The organism is Nocardia goodfellowii, assembly GCF_017875645.1.
In the GTDB taxonomy this organism is placed as follows: Bacteria; Actinomycetota; Actinomycetes; order Mycobacteriales; family Mycobacteriaceae; genus Nocardia; species Nocardia goodfellowii.
In genome coordinates this window covers 4,134,844-4,151,480 of record NZ_JAGGMR010000001.1, presented here as the reverse complement: position 1 = coordinate 4,151,480, position 16,637 = coordinate 4,134,844, and the positions used below count along the sequence as shown (strand labels likewise).

Annotated in this window: 18 protein-coding genes and 1 pseudogene; 10 read left to right on the top strand and 9 right to left on the bottom strand. The window is 67.7% G+C overall.

What is annotated here, in order from left to right:
* Window positions 1–44: 44 nt before the first annotated feature.
* From BJ987_RS19055 to BJ987_RS19040, 4 genes are all read right to left on the bottom strand, one after another.
* Window positions 45–617, bottom strand: coding sequence for a M15 family metallopeptidase (locus BJ987_RS19055; RefSeq protein ID WP_209891791.1), 573 nt, complete (start codon window positions 615–617; stop codon window positions 45–47).
* 81 nt (window positions 618–698) lie between these two features.
* Complete coding sequence (locus BJ987_RS19050; protein WP_209891788.1) at window positions 699–875, bottom strand: hypothetical protein; 177 nt, start codon at window positions 873–875, stop codon at window positions 699–701.
* A 128-nt stretch (window positions 876–1,003) separates the two neighbouring features.
* Window positions 1,004–1,411 (bottom strand): hypothetical protein, encoded by a 408-nt coding sequence (locus BJ987_RS19045; RefSeq protein WP_209891786.1) that lies wholly within the window; start codon window positions 1,409–1,411, stop codon window positions 1,004–1,006.
* Window positions 1,412–1,510: 99 nt separating this feature from the next.
* Window positions 1,511–3,187: a fumarate hydratase gene (locus BJ987_RS19040; protein WP_209891783.1), complete on the bottom strand. Its 1,677-nt coding sequence runs from the start codon at window positions 3,185–3,187 to the stop codon at window positions 1,511–1,513.
* Between the two features lie 230 nt (window positions 3,188–3,417).
* Here BJ987_RS19040 and BJ987_RS19035 point away from each other — a divergent pair, with 230 nt between their 5' ends.
* A complete protein-coding gene (locus BJ987_RS19035) occupies window positions 3,418–3,906 on the top strand; it encodes a MarR family winged helix-turn-helix transcriptional regulator (RefSeq protein ID WP_209891781.1) in 489 nt (162 codons plus the stop codon).
* Between the two features lie 15 nt (window positions 3,907–3,921).
* On the opposite strand, the gene mftD is transcribed toward BJ987_RS19035, so the two are convergent.
* Together mftD and mftE are read right to left on the bottom strand one after the other, a co-directional pair.
* Window positions 3,922–5,133 carry a pre-mycofactocin synthase MftD gene (gene mftD, locus BJ987_RS19030; RefSeq protein ID WP_209891778.1) on the bottom strand — a complete coding sequence of 404 codons (1,212 nt, stop codon included), beginning with the start codon at window positions 5,131–5,133 and terminating at the stop codon, window positions 3,922–3,924.
* 9 nt (window positions 5,134–5,142) lie between these two features.
* Entirely contained in the window at window positions 5,143–5,847 is a 705-nt protein-coding gene (gene mftE / locus BJ987_RS19025) for a mycofactocin biosynthesis peptidyl-dipeptidase MftE (protein WP_209891775.1), read from the bottom strand.
* 63 nt (window positions 5,848–5,910) lie between these two features.
* On the opposite strand from mftE, the gene mftR reads away from it, so the two are divergent.
* From mftR to BJ987_RS18995, 6 genes are all read left to right on the top strand, one after another.
* Window positions 5,911–6,582, top strand: a complete 672-nt coding sequence (gene mftR, locus BJ987_RS19020) for a mycofactocin system transcriptional regulator MftR (protein WP_307869671.1) — start codon at window positions 5,911–5,913, stop codon at window positions 6,580–6,582.
* A gap of 74 nt (window positions 6,583–6,656) precedes the next feature.
* A complete protein-coding gene (locus BJ987_RS19015; RefSeq protein ID WP_194813805.1) occupies window positions 6,657–7,568 on the top strand; it encodes an STAS domain-containing protein in 912 nt (303 codons plus the stop codon).
* Between the two features lie 12 nt (window positions 7,569–7,580).
* Window positions 7,581–7,970: an STAS domain-containing protein gene (locus BJ987_RS19010; RefSeq protein WP_194813806.1), complete on the top strand. Its 390-nt coding sequence runs from the start codon at window positions 7,581–7,583 to the stop codon at window positions 7,968–7,970.
* Between the two features lie 4 nt (window positions 7,971–7,974).
* Window positions 7,975–8,373 (top strand): ATP-binding protein, encoded by a 399-nt coding sequence (locus BJ987_RS19005; protein ID WP_209898691.1) that lies wholly within the window; start codon window positions 7,975–7,977, stop codon window positions 8,371–8,373.
* Window positions 8,366–9,001 carry a SpoIIE family protein phosphatase gene (locus tag BJ987_RS19000; protein WP_209891769.1) on the top strand — a complete coding sequence of 212 codons (636 nt, stop codon included), beginning with the start codon at window positions 8,366–8,368 and terminating at the stop codon, window positions 8,999–9,001. Before BJ987_RS19005 ends, BJ987_RS19000 begins: the two co-directional genes overlap by 8 nt.
* Window positions 8,998–11,253, top strand: a complete 2,256-nt coding sequence (locus BJ987_RS18995; RefSeq protein ID WP_209891766.1) for a SpoIIE family protein phosphatase — start codon at window positions 8,998–9,000, stop codon at window positions 11,251–11,253. The genes BJ987_RS19000 and BJ987_RS18995 overlap by 4 nt, the downstream gene beginning before the upstream one ends.
* A 49-nt stretch (window positions 11,254–11,302) precedes the next feature.
* Here BJ987_RS18995 and BJ987_RS18990 read toward each other — a convergent pair whose 3' ends face one another.
* Window positions 11,303–11,767: an SRPBCC family protein gene (locus BJ987_RS18990; protein ID WP_209891764.1), complete on the bottom strand. Its 465-nt coding sequence runs from the start codon at window positions 11,765–11,767 to the stop codon at window positions 11,303–11,305.
* Window positions 11,768–11,982: 215 nt separating this feature from the next.
* Here BJ987_RS18990 and BJ987_RS18985 point away from each other — a divergent pair, with 215 nt between their 5' ends.
* Window positions 11,983–12,318 carry an STAS domain-containing protein gene (locus tag BJ987_RS18985; protein ID WP_209898688.1) on the top strand — a complete coding sequence of 112 codons (336 nt, stop codon included), beginning with the start codon at window positions 11,983–11,985 and terminating at the stop codon, window positions 12,316–12,318.
* A gap of 66 nt (window positions 12,319–12,384) precedes the next feature.
* On the opposite strand, the gene BJ987_RS18980 is transcribed toward BJ987_RS18985, so the two are convergent.
* Window positions 12,385–13,422 (bottom strand): LLM class F420-dependent oxidoreductase, encoded by a 1,038-nt coding sequence (locus BJ987_RS18980; protein WP_209891760.1) that lies wholly within the window; start codon window positions 13,420–13,422, stop codon window positions 12,385–12,387.
* Window positions 13,423–13,521: 99 nt separating this feature from the next.
* Here BJ987_RS18980 and BJ987_RS18975 point away from each other — a divergent pair, with 99 nt between their 5' ends.
* Both BJ987_RS18975 and BJ987_RS18970 read left to right on the top strand, forming a co-directional pair.
* Window positions 13,522–14,172 (top strand): cyclodeaminase/cyclohydrolase family protein, encoded by a 651-nt coding sequence (locus tag BJ987_RS18975; protein WP_209891757.1) that lies wholly within the window; start codon window positions 13,522–13,524, stop codon window positions 14,170–14,172.
* Between the two features lie 223 nt (window positions 14,173–14,395).
* Window positions 14,396–14,800, top strand: a pseudogene (locus BJ987_RS18970) (L,D-transpeptidase); the annotation flags it as partial.
* Here BJ987_RS18970 and BJ987_RS18965 read toward each other — a convergent pair.
* The gene (locus BJ987_RS18965) at window positions 14,801–16,558 is read right to left on the bottom strand and encodes an ABC transporter ATP-binding protein (RefSeq protein ID WP_245366033.1); all 1,758 of its coding nucleotides are present in this window, start codon (window positions 16,556–16,558) and stop codon (window positions 14,801–14,803) included.
* Between the last annotated feature and the right edge of the window lie 79 nt (window positions 16,559–16,637).

Sequence of the window (16,637 nt, the reverse complement as noted above, 5' to 3'; positions counted from 1 at the left end):
ATCAGCGAGCTGACCGGGGGCGATGGACAAGACGACAGCGGAACTTACTGGGCAGGACCCCAAGGCCAAATGTGCAGCGGGCCGGCGCTGCCGGTGTTCGGCGGCATCGCCTGCGGCGGCAACGCGGGGGCCGGTGGCGGCTCGCTCGCGTCGGCGCGCAAGGCGGGGCACAGGCCACCGGGTGCGGTCGCCAACTCGAAATGCCACCACTCGTTCGCGTAGATGCGGCACAGGCCCCACCGATTGCCGTTGCGTTCCAGCCACTGGGCGCCGGGCTGCGGGCCGACGTCGATCGCCTGCCCGGAGACGTGGGTGGACTCCTCGGGCGGCAGCACCCAGCGGCGCGCCTCATCCGGGCTGCCGTAGGTGGCGACGCCGTCCTCCCACATCGCCTGCTGTTCGGCGGGCGAGCGGTAGCCGGAGTTGATGTACAGGGTGACGCCTTCGGCCCGCGCCGCCTCCTCGGCCTCGGTGTATGCCGCCGCCAAGGCGGGCGTCAGGCCTTCGGTTCCGGCGGCTGCGGCCACCGCCGTGCGCTGGTCCGCGTGCGCGCCGGGCGCGAGCAGGACGAACAGCGCCGGTAGCGCCACCGCGGACATCGCCAACTTTGCGATCATGTCGGCGATCCTAGCCGTCGCGCCGCGCCCTTCCCGGGAACCGCGCGTCCGCCTCGGGAGCTGTGCCGCGACGTCGCCCGGTTACGACTCGATCGGATGAGTGAACGTCCAGCTCCCGTACGCGATGACCGCGGCGAAGATCACCATGATGCCCGGCGGCGTATCGACGATCCAGGCCAAGACCAAACAGCACGCGGCCAGGATCGTCACGATTACTTCCAGCACCCGGACGATCCGGGCGGTCTGCTCGATCGGCATGATCCTCCATCCAAGAACGCGGACGCTCATTTCTGGTGGTGCCCAATCCTTTTGGCGGCAAACAACGGCGGAACGGACGTTGTCCACATGTTGTTCCAGTGCTGTGGATCACTTTATCCACAGCGTGGCTATGACGGAACGCGCTGCCCGGAAGGCACTCCCGCCATCTCGGCGGCCTGGCGATGACGCACGATGCGCGACCCGATCTCGGTGCCGTGCTCGCGCGCGTACGCCACCGCGGTGCGAATCTTGCGGTCCTGCAGATCCGATCGCTGAGCGAGTGCTGTGATCCGTTGCTCCACCGGCCCGTCGAGCTCCAGTAACCGGGCGACGACTTCCCAGACCTCGGGCCCGGCCGCCAGCGCCGCGCGCCGGTCGTGCACCGGGCCGCGGAAGACGATGCCCGGGTGCTCCAGCTGGTCGACCCCTTCGCGGATCAGCCGATCGAGCAGTGCGGTCGAACTCGTTCCCTCACGGACGGCACGGGAGACCAGACGTCGGCTGACTGAATCCGAGATACGAAACGACGTACTCATCGCGCTCCTCGACTCCGGGGATACGGGGGCTTACCCCATCCAGGGTGCCCGCCGCGGCGGCGATGTCACCCCGGTGATCGGGGTGACATCGCCATGTCCTCAGACGCGTTCTTTGGAGCGCGTGCGCACGCGCAACGCGATCGGCTTCTGCGTTTCGGCGAAGAAATCGTTGCCCTTGTCGTCCACGACGATGAACGCGGGGAAATCTTCCACTTCGATCTTCCAGACGGCTTCCATCCCGAGTTCGGGATACTCGAGCACCTCGACCGACTTGATGCAGTCCAGCGCCAGGCGTGCGGCGGGACCGCCGATGGAGCCGAGGTAGAAACCGCCGTGCTCATTGCACGCCTTGGTGACCTGTGCGGAGCGGTTGCCCTTGGCCAGCATGACGAAAGATCCGCCGGCGGCCTGGAATTGGTCGACATAGGAGTCCATGCGGCCGGCCGTGGTCGGACCGAACGAGCCGGACGCGTAGCCCTCGGGCGTCTTGGCCGGACCGGCGTAATACACGGCCATATCCCGCAGGTACTGCGGCATCGGCTCGCCCGCGTCGAGGCGTTCCTTGATCTTCGCGTGCGCGATATCGCGCGCCACCACCAGCGGCCCGGTCAGCGAAAGCCGAGTCTTCACCGGGTATTTCGACAATTCGGCGCGAATCTCGTCCATCGGGCGATTCAGGTCGATCCGGACCACGTCACCGCCGAGGATGGCGTCGGTCTGCTCCGGCAGGTACTGCGCGGGCTCACGCTCGAGCTGCTCCAGGAAGACACCTTCCGGCGTGATCTTGGCCAGTGCCTGACGGTCCGCCGAGCACGACACCGCGATCGCCACCGGGCAGCTGGCGCCGTGCCGCGGCAGCCGCACCACGCGTACGTCGTGGCAGAAGTACTTGCCGCCGAACTGCGCGCCGATGCCGAACTCCTGGGTGAGCTTGAAGACCTCTTCCTCGAGCTCGAGGTCGCGGAACCCGTGCGCCGCCATCGAGCCCTCGGTGGGCAGATTGTCCAGGTAGTGCGCGGAAGCGTATTTCGCGGTCTTCACAGCGAATTCGGCACTGGTGCCGCCGATGACCACGGCCAGGTGATAGGGCGGGCAGGCCGCGGTGCCCAGCGAACGAATCTTTTCGTCCAGGAATTCCAGCATGCGCTGCGGATTCAGCACGGCCTTGGTTTCCTGATACAGGAACGACTTGTTGGCCGAACCACCGCCCTTGGCCATGAACAGGAACTTGTAGGACGGCTGCGCGGGATCGCCCTGGGTGGAATACAACTCGATCTGTGCCGGCAGATTGGTGCCGGTGTTCTTCTCGTCCCACATGGTGATCGGGGCGAGTTGCGAATAGCGCAAATTCAGCTTGGTGTAGGCGTCGAACACACCGCGGCTGATCCATTCCGCGTCGTCGGCGCCGGTGAGTACGCCCTCGGACTTCTTGCCCATGACGATCGCCGTGCCGGTGTCCTGACACATCGGCAGAATGCCGCCCGCGGAGATATTGACGTTCTTCAGCAGATCCAGCGCGACGAAACGATCGTTGCCGGAGGACTCCGGATCATCGATGATCTTGCGGAGCTGAGCCAGATGCGCGGGCCGCAGGTAGTGGCTGATGTCGTGCATAGCCTCGGCGGTGAGCAGACGCAACGCCTCGGGCTCCACCTTCAGGAAGGTGCGGCCGTCGACCTCGAAGGTGCTGACGCCCTCGGTCGTGATCAACCGGTAGGGGGTGTCGTCCGCGCCGATCGGCAGCAGATCTGAATAGCGGAATTCCGGCGCGGTCACGGATCGCTCTCCTAACTCGATGCTGGGTGCCTGCACCACTGGTCACAAGCACAGCGAGCCTAGCCACCGGACCGGCGCCCACCGGGGTTAGGCAATCCTAAGACCCTGGTAGTAGTCACAAAAGGTTGCACGTTCAACCCGGTGGTGCTACCTCTCAGGTCTGACGTTGTCGCAGGCGAAGGCCACCGCGCGGTCCTTCGATCGGCACGTCGGGGAGTTGGGAGGCTGCCATGACGGAACCGATATGGCTCGACGAGGTCGAGATGCGAGCCTGGCTGGGTTTCGTGCGCACCCGTGACCTCATCGCCGCCGCCGTCGGGCGCGATTCCTCCCGCGAATCCAATCTCACCTACGTCGAATACTCGGTCCTGGCCAGCCTGTCGAAGTCGCCCGACCACCGGCTGACCTTCGCCGACCTGGCCGAGCGCCTGGAATGGTCACAGAGCCGGCTCTCCCATCAGATCACCCGGATGGAGAAGCGCGGACTGGTCATCCGGGAACCGATCCCGGACGACGCTCGCCGCACTGCCGCCAGGCTCACCCCGCACGGCGCCGACCTGCTCGGCAGTGCCGCGCCGGCGCACGCGCGCAGCGTGCGCCGGCACATGATCAACGCGCTGGATCGCGATCAACTGGCGGCGCTCGCCGACATCTACGACACGTTGCTCGCCCATCACCGCTCGGGGACGCCCGCCGGCGGCGGCGGGGTGGCCGAGTAACGCACCGGCGTCGAGCTAGCCCGCGACCATCTGATCCGGGACGGCCTGCGGCCGGACGGGTACGCCGAGCGCCCGTTCGAAACCGTCCGGCACCACGAGATCGCTCCGATCCAGTTCCGCAACACTGGTTTTGCGCAGGCCCAGCAACGCCGAGTCGATGCCGCCGCGCATGATGTCGAGCACGTTCTCCACGCCCGCCTGCCCGTTGGCGGCCAGGCCCCACAGGTAGGCGCGGCCGAGCATGACCGCGCGGGCGCCCAGCGCCACGGCCTTCACCACATCACTGCCGCGGCGGATGCCGCCGTCCATCACCACATCGACCTGCGAGCCGACCGCCTCGGCGATCACCGGCAGCGCCCGGATCGCGGCGGGGGTGCCGTCGAGGTTGTTGCCGCCGTGGTTGGACACCGAGATGGCGGCCACGCCCGCGTCGACGGCGCGGTGCGCGTCGTCGACCCGCATGATGCCCTTCAGCATGACCGGGCCGTCCCACTGTTCGCAGATCCAGCGCACGTCGTCCCAGTCCGGCGCGGGCGTGCCCATCCATTCGCCGTAGGCGCCGAAGAAGCCGGGCGCCGCCTTGCCGCCGACGGCCATGTTCGGGGCGGTGAGATCGGGGATGTGCCCGGCACGCAGGTAGGTGGCCAGCCAGCGCGGCCTGGCCAGCGTCTGCGGCGCGAATCGCATCATCGCGCGCAGGTCCAGCGTCTCGGGGATGACCGGGCTGCCCCAGTCCCGGCCATGCGAGAAGGACCAGTCCAGGGTGAGGATCAGCCCGACCGCACCGGCCGCCGCGGCACGCCCGATCCGCTCGGCCATCTCCTCTTTGCTGCCGCACCAGTAGAGCTGGAAGAAGGTGGCCGGGTTGGCGGCGATCACCTCTTCGATCGGCTTCGAGGCGAAGGAGCTGAGCCCCATGGCGATTCCGCGCGCCGCGGCCGCCCGGGCGACGGCCACCTCACCCTCGGGATGCACCGCCTGCACACCGGTCGGCGAGATCAGCACCGGCATGGACAGTTGTTGCCCCATCACCGTGGTGGACTGATCGCGCTCTCCGATCGGGCCCGCGCAGTGCGGCGCGAAACCCAACTCGGTGAACGCCTGCTGGTTTTCGTCGATGGTCTGGCCGCGTTCGGAGCCGGCGATGAGCGCGCCGTACACCGATTTCGGCAGCCGTTTCTTCGCGCGGCGCTGCGCCTCGGCGACGGTTTCGAACCAGGGATTCATTGTCCGGCCCTATCTGTGTCTGATTTGCTCGACCGGCCACCAGGACCGGCTGTCCTTTTCCACCTGCGTGGCGAGTTCGTCGAGGAGTCGGCTGCCGTCCGCGGCGGTGGCGTGCGTCGGGTCACCCAGCACGCCGTTCGGACTCACCGCGCGCACGCCACCGGCGGCCAGCAGCGGGAAGATCTCCGTCAGCGGGCGCTGGTCACCGGCTTCCGCGCGCGCGACGCGTACCCGAGCCGGGTCCAGCGCGAGTTGCATGCCGGTTTCGCAGTGGCCCGCGTGCAGGTCACCCTGGTAGCGCGGCCCCCACAGGCGCACGTCGCGGGATTCGCCGCGCAGCAGGCGCACCGCGCGTTCCAGCGGTGCGGCGTTACCGCCGTGCCCGTTGACCAGCACGATGCGGTCGAAAGTCGCGGTGGCCGAACGGCACAGCTCCACGATCAGCAGTTCCAGCGCGGCCTGCCCGATCGACAGCGTGCCGGGAAATCCGGCGTGCTCGCCGCTGGAGCCGTACGGAATCGCTGGGGCGACAAGCACATCCGGCCTGCGCTCGGCCAATCGGCGGCACAGTTCCACAGCGATATCGGTGTCGGTGGACAGCGGTAGATGCGGCCCGTGCTGCTCGGTCGAGCCCACCGGGACCGCCAGGATCACGCCGCGCTCCGCCCGTGCGCCCACCTCGGGCCAGGCCAGATCTGAAACGCGTTCTACCACCAGGCGAGATTAACGTCACTCGCTGACATAATCAATACGTTCCGCACTGTCATAATGATTTTCGTGACAGGGCAGGGCACCACCACCCGCGGCCGCCCCCGCGGCACCACCAAGCGGGAACTCGAACTGATCGCCATGCGACTGTTCAGCGCGCACGGCTTCGACAACACCACGGTCGAGCAGATCGCCGCGGCGGCGGGCATCAGCGGGCGCACCTTCTTCCGCTACTTCCCCACCAAGGCCGAAGTGCTCTGGTCCCAGTTCGACGACGAGATAGCCGCCCTGGAAGCCGCTTTCGCCACCATCGCGGACACGGTGCCGATGATGACCGCGGTGCGCCGAGTCGTGGTGGACGTCAATACCTATCGCGCCGAAGACATCCCTGAGCTGCGCACCCGCATGCACCTGATCGCCAGCGTGCCCGCGCTCGCCGCCACCGCCGGCGCGCACTACGACGCCTGGGAACGCGCGGTCAGTTCCTTCGCCGCCCGCCGGCTCGGCGCCGCCGAGAACGATTTGATCCCGCTGGCCGTCGGCCGGACCACCCTGGCCGCGGCCCGCGCCGCCTTCGACGCCTGGTTGAACCGCTCCACCCCGCCCGCTCCGCAAGCGGGCGGTCACCGGCCGCGCGCCGACGCCGACCTGACCGTTTACCTCGAGCAAGCCCTCTCGGCGCTGGAGCGGGGCTTCTCCGAGCTACCCTCAGGTTTCGGCGACAGGGCGGCTGGGGTATGACTAGGCTCGGTGTCGGCTCGCAGGCCGACCGTACGAACGCACTGACTCACCCGTCGAAAGGGGCTGGAATTTCCATGTCCGAGGTGTCCATGAGCCTTTCGGCGGACTCGCTGCCCGTCGGCCCGGTCGACGACAACCTGTTGCCCGAGCTGGTGGAGCACCTGCGCCAGAACCGCACCGCACTGCGGGAGGAATGGGCCAGGCGCATTACCGACACGCAATTGCTGACCGCGATGACCCCCGAGGAGATCTTCTCCGAGGCGACCTCGATGTACGACAACTATGTCGAGGTGCTGGTCACCGGTAGCGTCGACGCGCTACAGGCCTACGCCCGCGATCTGTCCGAGCGCATCATTCCCCGAGGCGTCGAGACCGATGAGGTCATCGGCATCGTGCTGCTGCTGCGCGACGTGCTCGCCCGCTCGCTGTTCGAGAAGTACCAGACCAACTTCGAGCTGCTGAATCAGGTGCTCGACGCCTACGAACCGGCCGCCAACCGCATCGCGAGTACGGTGGCCATCTCGTTCGTGCAGGAGCGCGAGCGCGTTATCCGTCAGCAGCAGGAAGCGATTCGCGAGCTGTCCACGCCTGTGCTCCAGGTGCGCGAACAGCTGCTGATCCTGCCGATCATCGGCGTGCTGGACAGCCAGCGCGCCCGCCAGCTCACCGAGCAGCTGCTGCGCGCCATCCGCGCCAACCGCGCCAAAGTGGTCGTCATCGACATCACCGGTGTGCCGCAGATCGATTCCACGGTGGCCAACCACCTGGTGCAGACCGTCGACGCCTCCGGCCTGATGGGCGCGAACGTCATCATCACGGGCCTGTCCTCGGAGATCGCGCTCACCCTGGTGACGATCGGCCTGGATCTGTCGAAGATGAACGCCGTCGGCGACCTCCAGGGTGGTATCGAAGAGGCCGAGCGCCTGCTGGGCTATGAAGTCACTCGCGTGACCGATCGACTCCTGACCGAACGCGACGGACGGTAGTCGGGCGGGCTGATGCCGGTACCCATTCTCAAGCAGGGCACGTATCTGATCGCGTCGGTTCAATCAGCCTTGACCGACGCCGACACCGAGCGCCTGCAGGACGACCTGATGAAGCAGGTCTCCAAATATCGCGCGCACGGCATCATCGTCGATGTCACCGCGATCGATGTGATGGATTCGTTCGCGGCCAGATCGCTGCGTACCATCGCGCACATGACGCAGTTACGCGGCGCCGAAACGGTGATTGTCGGACTGCAGCCGGAAGTCGCCTTCGCCATGGTGCAATTGGGCCTCACCTTCGAGGACATGCACACCGCCCTGGACCTGGAAGAAGGGCTTGCGTGGCTGGACCGCAAGGCCTCGAAACGGCACCAGCGAGACGGTCGTGACAGTGGCCGCTGAGAACATGGTGATCGCGGTAAAGGTGTCCGGTGACATCGTGATCGCGCGTCAGGCCGGCCGGGAACTCGCCGAAAGGCTCGGTTTCTCCCTCACCGACCGCACCATGATCTCCACGGCCATCTCCGAAATCGCCCGCAACATCACCAGTTACGCGGGCAGCGGCGAAGTCCGCCTGCTCGTCGACGAACGCGACGGCAGACAGGCCTTGGTGGTGCAAGCCGAAGACCAGGGCCCGGGCATCCGCGATATCGCCCGCGCGCTCGACGACGGCTACTCCACCGGACGTGGTCTGGGCCTCGGCCTGCCGGGCGCGCGCCGGCTGATGGACCGGCTCATCATCGACTCCGCCCCCGGGCGGGGCACCCTGATCGAAATGTGGAAGTGGGTGCCCGCCGGTGCATGAGGACGGCTTCGTCGGTCGGATCGAATGGGCGGTGGCCGGACGCGCACTGCCTGGGCAGCGGGTATCCGGTGACCGCTGCGTGGTCCTCGAAACCGGCGGCGGCTCCGTGCTTTTCGGCGTGCTCGATGGGCTGGGTCACGGCGCTCCGGCCGCCGACGCGGCCGACCGTGCGGCACAGGTACTGTCGGAGAACCGCGCCGAACCGCTCGATGTGCTGATGCTGCTGTGTCACCGGGCGATGGCCGATACCCGTGGCGCCGCGGTGTCGTTGGCGCTGTTCGACTGTGCCGAGAGCATCGACTGGCTGGGTGTCGGCAATGTGGAGTCGCGGGTACTCACCGTCGGCCCGGCCGGGCTCACCGTGCGCGCGACGGTGCTGATGACCGGCGGCATCGTCGGCTATCGGCTGCCGCCGAATCTGCAAGCGCAGACCGTGCCGGTGCGGGCCGGTGATCTGCTGCTCATGTCGACCGACGGGATCGTCGCCGAATCCGTCGACGGTATCGACCTTTCCAAGTCCACCGCCGAGATCACCGCGGAGATTCTCAGCCGGCATTCCAAGGACACCGACGACGCCCTGGTCTTGGCCGCCCGCCATCGCGGCGGGACTTCGAACGGATCGCAATGAGTGATGTGCTGGCGGCGTTTCTGGACGCCTACGCGAACGCGCTACGGCGCCACCTGGATTCGCCGACGCACGCCAGTCTCGCCGAAGGTTACGACCTGGGCCGCCGGGCCCTGGTCGAGGACGTCAGCCTGCTCGATCTTACCGAACACCATTTCCGGTTTGTGGCGACGAACGACAGCCCCGAGCAGCCGATCGCCGAACCGGCGCTGGAGTTCCTGCTCCAGACCATGGCCGCGCTGGATATCGCCACCCGCGGCTATCTCGGCGGCCTGCGCCGCTACGAGCAACAGCGTTCCCGCGCCGATGATCTCGCGGGCCGCGACGCCTTCCGCACCGCGCTGGTGGAATCGCTGCAGGACGGTTTCTTCGTCGCCGATTCGCGCGGCACCATCATCGAGGTCAACTCGGCGTTCGGCGCGCTCACCGGATACGGCGCCGCCGGGCTCCCCTACCCACTGCCGCATCCGTGGTCGCTGCCGACCGGGCCGCGCTACCCGGATCTGGGTACGGTGGCGCAGCGGTTCGTCATCCCGGTCCGGCATCGCGACGGCCGGGACGTCTGGCTCGCGGTCAGCACGTCATCGCTGATCAAGCCGGAGAACAACGAGCAGATCTTCGTCGGCACCATCCGCGACGTCACCGCCGAACACGATGCGCAGGCCCGCGATCAGGCCGCGTCCCGGCTGGCGACCGCGGTCGGGGCGGCCACCAGCGTGGTCGAGGTGCTCGCGGTGGGTCTGGACGAATTGCGGCGCACCGTCGGCGCGGAATCGGCGGTGGTGTCGGTCTGGCCGAACCGCAATACCCGTCCCGAGGTCTACGTTTCCGGTGCGGTGGAACGCAATTCGCGCAATATCGAGGCCCCCGAACTGGACGACCGCGCCACCGCGCTGCTGGAACGAGCCCGGCGGCGTCCGCCGCGCAGCCTTTTCGCGATCCCGGAGGGCACCGAGAGCTCCGAGGGCATCGTGGCCCCGCTGGGCGAAGTCGGCGATGCCGCGCTCTGGCTGCGCTTCGCCGCGCCGCGCGCTATCACCGCCGCCGACTGGACGCTGTTCTCGCTGCTGATCGGCCATTTGAGCCTGGCCGTGCAGCGCGCCCGCAACTTCGATCAGGCTCGTTCCACCTCGCTGACGCTGCAGCGCGCCATGCTCGGACCGATCGAGTTGCCTCCGCGGTTCTCGGTGCACTACGAGCCCGCGCTACCGCCGCTGGAGATCGGCGGCGACTGGTACGACGTGGTGCCGCTCAACGACGGCACCATCGGCGTGGTGGTCGGCGACTGTGTCGGCCGTGGTCTGTCGGCCGCGGTGGTGATGGGCCAATTGCGCACGGCCGCACGGGCTTTGCTGCTACGCGGCGCGGGCCCGGCGCAGTTGCTCGCCGAACTCGACGCCGTCGCCGCGCGGATCCCGGGCGCGATGTGCACCACCGTCTGCGCGGCGGTCCTGGATCCGGAACGCGGCTTGGTGCGCTATTCGAGCGCCGGGCACATGCCGCCGATCCTCGCCGATGTCGGAGTGGCGGGAAGACTACTGGAAGGCGGGCGGGCGGTCCCGCTGGCCACCTTCGACACACCCCGGCGACCGGAAGCCACCACCGCGCTCACTCCCGGGTCGACCCTGGTGCTGTTCACCGACGGCCTGGTCGAACATCGCGGCGTCGACATCGATGAGAGCTTCGCCAAGATCTCCGCGGTGCTGGCCGATACCGCGGGCAAACTCCCTCGCGAAGTAGCCGACGCGGTGCTCTCGCGGCTTCGCCCGGCGGCGGGTTACGACGACGACGTCGCCATGGTGGTCTACCGCCAGCCCCCGGCCTCCCTGCATCTGGAAGTGCCCGCGGATCCCGACCAGTTGGCCGCGCTGCGCCGCAAACTCAAAGGGTGGCTGGCCGCGGCCGCCGTACCGCACGACTTGGCGTCCGACCTCGTCGCCGCGGCGAACGAAGCCTGCAGCAACAGCATCGAGCACGCGTACCTGAGCAACGGCGCGGCGGACAACCAAGTCCTGCTCACCGCCGAGTGCGACACCGAGCGGGTGACGATCCTGGTGCGCGATACCGGCACCTGGAAGCCCCGCTCGGCCGACCCCGGGAACCGCGGCCGCGGCATCGACATGATGCGCGCGCTCACCGAGGAACTCGAGATCGACCACACCGAGCCGGGCACCCGGGTACGCATGTCGGTCACCCTCCCGGCGATCAAATCGCCGGTGGCGAACCCGCTTCGGGGCACGAACCGCCAAATCTGACAGCGCATCGTGAGTTCGCCGGGCTGGAAGGGTGACCGACAGGAGCGTGTTATCGGGCGTCCGGGCGCGGAATGTCACCGCGCCAGGCACCGGTCTCGTGGTGCTGGCCCTCGATGAACTTCTTGAAGCGCTGCATGTCGCCGTGCACACGATGCTTCAGCACGCCGAGCTTGTCGGCGGCGTTCTCCACGAATCCCTCTGGGTCGACCTCCATTTGGGCGGTCACCCGGGTGTGGGTGTCGTCGAGCCGGTGAAAGGTGATGACACCGGCGTGATTCGGGCCGCTGTCGGAGCGCCAGGCCACCCGCTCGTCCGGATGCTGCTCGGTGATCGTGGCATCGAATTCGCGCGTCGACGGGCCGACATGAATCTTCCAGTGCGTGTGCCGGTCGTCGAGCTGCTGCACCTGCTCCACGCCTTCCATGAACTGCGGGAAGGTCTCGAATTGCGTCCACTGGTTGTAGGCGGTGCGAACCGGTACCTCGACGTCGACGGTGGCTGCCAAACTGCTCATCATTAACCTCTTTCGTCGTCCCGGCCGAGCCGTTTGCCCGGCCGGGTGCGATCGCCGTTCCGGAGAACGACGCCGGTCTACGGCCGCATACCCGGGCCGGCCGGGAGCAAACAGCGGGGGCCGGTGATCGGAGCGGCACCACGGCCCCCAGCCAGCCGGTAGGGTTGGTGACCGTGACCAACACTTCCGGAGACGCGCATCCACTTTCGGACACGATGACCACGGCGGTCGCGGTGCACGACAGCACGACTGTCCTCACCGTGGCGGGCGAGGTCGATCTGGCCACCGCACCGGCGCTCGAAACCGCGATCGAGGGCGTGCTCGCCGACCAGCCCCGTGCCCTCATCATCGATCTCACCGGCGTCAGCTTCCTGGCTTCCGCCGGCATGGCCGCGCTGGTCGCCGCGCACCAGCGCGCCGGTGACGCCACCACCATCGCCGTGGTGGCCGACGGGCCCGCCACCAGCCGTCAGCTGAAGATGACCAGCCTGGATCAGGTGTTCTCGCTGTACTCCACGCTGGACGACGCGCTGGCCGCTTTCACCTCCTGACCCCCCGGTAGAAACGCCGATGGCCGGGATCGTCGAGGGATCCCGGCCATCGGCGTGCGCGCGGTGTCAGACGAGTTCGCGCAGCTGCTCGATCAGTTTGACGCGATCGCCCGCGGTGGCCGCCATCGGAACCACGTTCAACACGGTCACACCGGCTTCCTTGAACGCGGCGACCCGTTCTTTCACGTATCCGGCCGGGCCGACCAGCGAGATGTCGCGCACCAGGTCGTCCGGCACGGCCTTGGCGGCTTCTTCCTTCTTGCCCGCCAGGTACAGCTCCTGGATCTTGTCGGCCGCGGCGCCGTAGCCGTAATTGGTGGCCAGGGTGTGATAGAAGTTCTTGCCCTTGGCGCCCATGCCGCCGATGTAGAGCGCCAGGTGCGGTTTCACGAATTCCAGTAGCGGCGTGACGTTCTCGCCGATCGCCAGCGCCGGGCCCGCGTACACGTCGAGCTCGCCCAGGCTCGGATCACGCTTGGCCAGACCGGCATCCAGCGATTCGCCCCAGACCCGCTTCGCCTTCTCCGGCAGGAAGAAGATCGGCTGCCAGCCCTCGGCGATCTCCGCGGCCAGCTGCACGTTCTTCGGGCCGAGCGCCGCCAGCAGAATCGGAATCCGTTCGCGCACAGGGTGATTGATCAGCTTGAGCGACTTGCCCAGGCCGGTGCCCTGGTCGGCGGGCAGCGGGATCTGGTAGTGCTTGCCCTGGTACTCCAGCTTCTCCCGGCGCCACACCTTGCGGCAGATCTCCACCAGTTCCCGGGTACGGCCGATCGGCGCGTCGTAGGGCACGCCGTGGAAGCCCTCGATCACCTGCGGACCGGAGGCGCCGAGCCCCAAAGTGAACCGGCCTTCCGACACGAAGTCCAGGCCGGCCGCCGTCATCGCGGTCAGGCTCGGGGTGCGGGTGTAGATCTGCAGGATGCCCGAGGCCAGCTCCAGGCGCTCGGTCTTGGCGGCCAGGTAGCCCAGCGCGCTGACCGCGTCGAACGAGTACGCCTCCGGCACGAAGACGATGTCGAGTCCGGCCTTCTCCAGGTCGGCCACTTCGGCGGCCGCTTCTTTGAAGCCGCCCGAATAGTTGATGCCCAATCCGATCCGCATGGGTCTCAACCTAACCGCCGCTCGCTGGTTGCCGTGCACCGGGCGGTAGCGTTACCGGTAGCTCTCCACGTCATCGCCGCAACGAAAGGCCAACCACCCGTGTCGCAGCCGAGCAACGCATCCACCGGAACCGCGCCCTCCTTCGGTGCCAGCACCGTCGCGGATTATCTCGGTGAGCTCGCCGCCAAGGTGCCGGCTCCCGGTGGCGGCGCGGTGGCCGCGCTGCACGCCGCACAGGGCGCCGCGCTGATCGCGATGGTCGCGCGCTACACCACCCGCGCCAAAGATGCCGAGCACAAGCCGGTGATCGACCGGGTCATCGAGGCAGCCGACGCCTGCCGGGCACGCGCGCTGGCCCTCGTCGACGCCGACGCCGCGGCGTTCACCGCGGTCGGCGCCGCCTACAAGTTGCCCAAGGAATCCGAAGGCCGGGCGGAGGCGATCACCGAAGCGCTGATCGGCGCGGCGCGAGTGCCCTCGGCCGTCGTCGACGAGGCCGACGAGATCCTGTCGCTGGCGGCCGAGCTGTTGCCGATCGGTAACCCGAACGTGGTGACCGACATCGGCGCCGCCGCGGATGCCGCCCGCGCCGCCGCGACGAGCTCCCGGCTCAATATCGAGATCAACGTGGCTTCGCTCGACGCCGTTCACGGCGACGAGTTCGCGCCCGCGCTGATGCGCGTCGAGGCGCTGGCCGCCCGCGCGGACGCACTGCACGCCGACGTGCTGCACGCCGTGCGGAGCAGCTGAGCCCGAGGGTGTGTCAAGCGGCGAGCAGCGGGTACTCGAAAGACGTATAGCTCAACATTGAACCGTCGGCCCTTCTGATAGGGGGCTAGACTGGTCTTTCGCGTACCACACCATCTCGAAAGGGGTGGAAGTCATGAGGAGCGCACTCAGATACTTGTTCCTCGCGCTATCGGTCCTCGCTCTGACCGTTCTCGGGGCGCCCGGCGCCGTACAGGCCGCGCCCACGGAATTCCGAACCAGTGCAGGGACATTCGCCGAAGGTGATATGTCGAACCACACCTTCACCGTGACCGTCGGCGGCGTGCCCCGCACCATGAACGCCTCCTACGGTAAACCCGGCTTCGAAACCCCGGCCGGTACCTTCCCCGTCCTGGAAAAGTTCCGCTCGGTGACCTTCGACTCGCGCACGATCGGCATCCCGCTGAGCTCGCCCGAGGGCTATGTCATCCAGGGTGAGTTCGCCGAAAGGCTGACCTGGGGCGGCGTTTTCATCCACTCGGCCCCCTGGTCGGTCGATTCCCAGGGCTACGACAACGTCAGCCACGGCTGCATCAACCTGTCTCCGGAGGACGCCCAGTGGGTGTACAACGTCCTCGATATCGGTGACCCGGTCACCCTGCACTGGTGATCAGGCAGCGATTCGCGCCGGTTCGTCCCGGGCGATGAGTGCCGCGTAATGCCCGCCGAGCTCGATGAGCTCGGCGTGGGTGCCGCGTTCGGCGATCCGGCCCTGGTCCAGAACCAAAATCTGATCCGCGTCCCGGATGGTCGAGAGCCGGTGCGCGATGGTGATTACCGTGCGACCCTCCGCCAGCGCGTCGATGGCCGCTTGCACCTCTCGTTCGGTGCGGGTGTCCAGCGCGCTGGTCGCCTCGTCGAGCACCAGGATCGGCGGGTTGCGCAGGATTGCGCGCGCCACCGCGAGACGTTGTTTCTCACCGCCGGAGAAGCGGTAACCGCGTTCGCCCACCTTGGTGTCGTACCCCTGCGGCAGGGCGGCGATGTGGTCATGGATCTGCGCGGCCCGCGCGGCGGCCCGCAATTCCGCGTCGGTCGCCTCGGGTTTGGCGAATCGCAGATTGTCGGCCACCGACGCGTGGAAGAGGTACGTCTCCTGCGACACCACCCCGACCGCGGCGGCCAGGTCGGCGAAACTCAGATCGCGCACGTCGACGCCGTCGATGGTGAGGCGTCCGCTGGTGACGTCGTAGAGCCGGGCGACGAGATAGCCGAGAGTCGTCTTCCCGGAACCGGTTTCGCCGACGACGGCCAAGCTGGTCCCGGCGGGCACGGTCACGTCGATGTCCGCCAGGACGTCGCCGGAGTCCGCCCCGTAGGAGAAGCCGACATGATCGAAGCGGACTTCGCCGCGCACCTTCCGCAGTGACACCGGCTTCGCGGGTTCGGTGATATCCGGTTCCAGATCGAGGTATTCGAAGATCCGCTGGAACAGTGCCATCGAAGCCTGCACCTCGACCCCGGTCTGCAACAGCATCACCGTCGGCCGCAGCAGGGTGGTCTGCAATGTGGTGAACGCGACCAGCGTGCCGATCGAGACGAGCGGAGTGCCGCCCGCCGCGGTGAGACCGGCCGCGAAGTAGATCACCGCGGGCATGGCGGACATGACGATCTGGATGACCGACTGCCGCCACCGCCCCGCCATGTTGGCCTGGATCTCCAGGTCGACCAGACCACGTGATTCCCGCGCGAAGTCGGCGACCAGCGCCGGCGAGCGGCCCATCGTCCGGCCCAGCAGGATGCCGCTGACCGACAGCGACTCCTCCACGATCGCGGACATCCCCGCGAGTTTGTGCTGGCGCCGACTGGTGATCTTGCGGCGCTCGTTGCCGACACGGCGGCTGATCCAGACGAAGAACGGCAGCATGGCCAGCGAGATCAAGGTGAGCCGCCAGTCCAGCGCGAACATCGCGACGACGGCGGCGAGCACGGTGGTGAAGTTGGAGACCAGGGAGGTGGCGGTGGAGGTGACCGTCGACTGCATGCCGCCGATGTCGTTGGCGATGCGGGACTGCACCTCACCGGTGCGCGTGCTGGTGAAGAACGACAGTGGCATGCGCTGCAAATGCGCATAGACCGCCGACCGCATATCGTGCATCACCTGCTGGCCGACGGTGGTGGAGATATAGGTCTGCAGCACGCTGAAGGTACTGGTCAGCACGGCGACGAGGACCATGCCGCCGGCGAGCAGGCCGAGCAGGCCGGTGCGGCCGTGCGGGAGCGCGTCGTCGAGGATCGCGCGCAGCATGAAGGGTGAGGCCAGGCCGACCAGCGAGGAGAGCCCGACGAGTGCGGCGACGCCGCCGAGTTGAGTGCGGTAGGGACGAAACAGCCGGAGAATCCGGCGAACCTGATCAGTGGGCTGCAAAGGCGCCTCCTTCGGAACAGGGCTGAGCCACGAAGCTGAGTATGACTCATAGTTGCCAAAAGAACAATGAGCTATGGTC

What these genes read in the sequence shown, in the direction of transcription:
- BJ987_RS19055 (WP_209891791.1), bottom strand. Translation starts at nt 617, where the DNA reads ATGATCGCAAAGTTGGCGATGTCCGCGGTGGCGCTACCGGCGCTGTTC.
- BJ987_RS19050 (WP_209891788.1), bottom strand. Translation starts at nt 875, where the DNA reads ATGCCGATCGAGCAGACCGCCCGGATCGTCCGGGTGCTGGAAGTAATC.
- BJ987_RS19045 (WP_209891786.1), bottom strand. Translation starts at nt 1,411, where the DNA reads ATGAGTACGTCGTTTCGTATCTCGGATTCAGTCAGCCGACGTCTGGTC.
- BJ987_RS19035 (WP_209891781.1), top strand. Translation starts at nt 3,418, where the DNA reads ATGACGGAACCGATATGGCTCGACGAGGTCGAGATGCGAGCCTGGCTG.
- mftD (WP_209891778.1), bottom strand. Translation starts at nt 5,133, where the DNA reads ATGAATCCCTGGTTCGAAACCGTCGCCGAGGCGCAGCGCCGCGCGAAG.
- BJ987_RS19015 (WP_194813805.1), top strand. Translation starts at nt 6,657, where the DNA reads ATGTCCGAGGTGTCCATGAGCCTTTCGGCGGACTCGCTGCCCGTCGGC.
- BJ987_RS19010 (WP_194813806.1), top strand. Translation starts at nt 7,581, where the DNA reads ATGCCGGTACCCATTCTCAAGCAGGGCACGTATCTGATCGCGTCGGTT.
- BJ987_RS19005 (WP_209898691.1), top strand. Translation starts at nt 7,975, where the DNA reads ATGGTGATCGCGGTAAAGGTGTCCGGTGACATCGTGATCGCGCGTCAG.
- BJ987_RS18995 (WP_209891766.1), top strand. Translation starts at nt 8,998, where the DNA reads ATGAGTGATGTGCTGGCGGCGTTTCTGGACGCCTACGCGAACGCGCTA.
- BJ987_RS18990 (WP_209891764.1), bottom strand. Translation starts at nt 11,767, where the DNA reads ATGAGCAGTTTGGCAGCCACCGTCGACGTCGAGGTACCGGTTCGCACC.
- BJ987_RS18985 (WP_209898688.1), top strand. Translation starts at nt 11,983, where the DNA reads ATGACCACGGCGGTCGCGGTGCACGACAGCACGACTGTCCTCACCGTG.
- BJ987_RS18980 (WP_209891760.1), bottom strand. Translation starts at nt 13,422, where the DNA reads ATGCGGATCGGATTGGGCATCAACTATTCGGGCGGCTTCAAAGAAGCG.